Source organism: Promicromonospora citrea (genome assembly GCF_013004695.1).
GTDB classification, from domain to species: domain Bacteria; phylum Actinomycetota; class Actinomycetes; order Actinomycetales; family Cellulomonadaceae; genus Promicromonospora; species Promicromonospora citrea.
Window position 1 is genome coordinate 1 of record NZ_JABEMG010000269.1, and the last position, 1,737, is coordinate 1,737.

The 1,737-nt window shown below is 76.9% G+C and carries 1 protein-coding gene and 1 pseudogene; both read right to left on the reverse strand.

The annotated features are described in order from the left end of the window. Window positions 1-296 (reverse strand): annotated as a pseudogene (locus HLB15_RS23500) (hypothetical protein); the annotation flags it as partial. Window positions 297-369: 73 nt separating this feature from the next. Further along, window positions 370-1,737 (reverse strand): DUF349 domain-containing protein (locus HLB15_RS23505; protein ID WP_171109169.1); only part of this gene is annotated, 1,368 nt, incomplete at its 5' end.

Sequence of the window (1,737 nt, forward strand, 5' to 3'; positions counted from 1 at the left end):
GCCTCCGGCGGCCAGGTGCGTGCGAGGACGCCGCCGTGCACGCCCGTCAGCACCCACGCAGCGGTCGCGGCCCCGAGCACGCAGCGTGGGGGCACCTCGCCGGCGAGTGCGAGCGCGCGGTGCGGCGGCCCGACGGCGGCCCCGGCGCCGACCGCCACGCCGTCGTGCAGCTCGACGAGGGCCCCGGCCCGGCGCAGGTCTGCCCACGCCACCGGGCCGCCCACGTCCGCAGGCGTGACGACGAGCGGGGTGGGTGCGGGGCCAGGGTCCAGCAGCGCGGCGAGCGTGGGCGGCATGCCCAGAACCTAAGCGCAGCGGGCCCGGTCGCGCAGTGGCGACCGGGCCCGCTGTGGACGAGCGGCGAGGGCGTCAGCCCCGCGAGTCCTCCGCGGCCTTGACGACCTGCTCCAGCCAGGAACGACGCGCCGACACGGCGGCCTCCAGCTCGGAGACCTTCCGCTTGTCGCCCTTCGCCCGAGCCTCGGCGAGGTCCGCCTCGAGCGCCGCGATGGCGGCCTCGAGCTGCGCGGCGGCACCCTCCGCCCGCGCCCGCGTCTCCGGGTTCGTGCGGCGCCACTGCGCCTGGTCGGCCTCGCGGATCGCGGACTCGACGGCGCGCAGGCGCCCCTCGACGCGCTGGACGTCGCCGCGCGGCACCTTGCCCGCCTCCTCCCAGCGGTCCTGGACGGAACGCAGCGCGGCCTTGGCCCGGTTCAGGTCCTTGACCGGGACCAGCGCCTCCGCCTCCGCGAGCAGCTCCTCCTTGACCTTCAGGTTCTCGGCGTACTCCGCGTCCAGGACGGCGTTCTCGGCGTCGCGCGCCTGGAAGAACCGGTCCTGCGCGGCCCGGAACCGGGCCCACAGGGCGTCGTCGTCCTTGCGGGAGGCACGGCCCGCCGCCTTCCACTGCGCCATGAGGTCGCGGTACAGGCCTGCGGTGTAGCCCCAGTCGGTGCTCGTGGACAGCGCCTCGGCCTCGGCGACCAGCTTCTCCTTGGCCATCTTCGCGGCGTTGTTGCGCTGCTCGAGGTCGGCGAAGAAGTGCCTGCGCTCGCGGTCGAACGCGGTGCGGGCGTGGCTGAACCGCTTCCAGAGGCCCTCCTCCGTGGGGCGGTCGATGCGCGGCCCGGAGCGCTGCGCCTCCTTCCAGCGCTCGAGCAGGGCACGCAGCTCCTCGCCCGCGGGGCGCCACTGCATCTTGCCGGGGTCGGTCGCGGCGATCTTCTCCGCTGCCTCGACGATCGCGGTGCGGGCGGCGACGGCCTCGGCCTTGGCCGCGGCACGGGCCGCCTCGAGAGCGGCGCGACGCTCCGCCGCGCGGCCGCGCAGGGCCTCGACGCGGGCACGCAGGCCGTCCAGGTCGCCGACGGCGGCCGGCTCGGCCGTCTCCTCGCCGAGCTTCTGGAGCGTCTGGTCGATCTCCTTCACGGACAGGTCGGCGCTCTCCAGGCGGGCCTCGAACAGGCCGACCTTCGCCGCCAGGTCCAGGTACCGGCGCACGTACAGCGACAGGGCCTCCGACGTGCCGACGCCGGGGAACTGGCCGACGACGCGCTCGCCCGCGGACTCGCGGACGTAGACGGTGCCGTCCTCGTCCACGCGGCCGAACGTCTCCGCCTCGGCGTGCGCCGCGGCGTCGGCGGCGGCGGGCACCACCGGGGTCGGGGCGGTGACCGGGGCCTTGGCCGCGGGGGCGGCCGGGGCACCCGGCTTCGGCGGACGCGGGCGGGCCAGCGC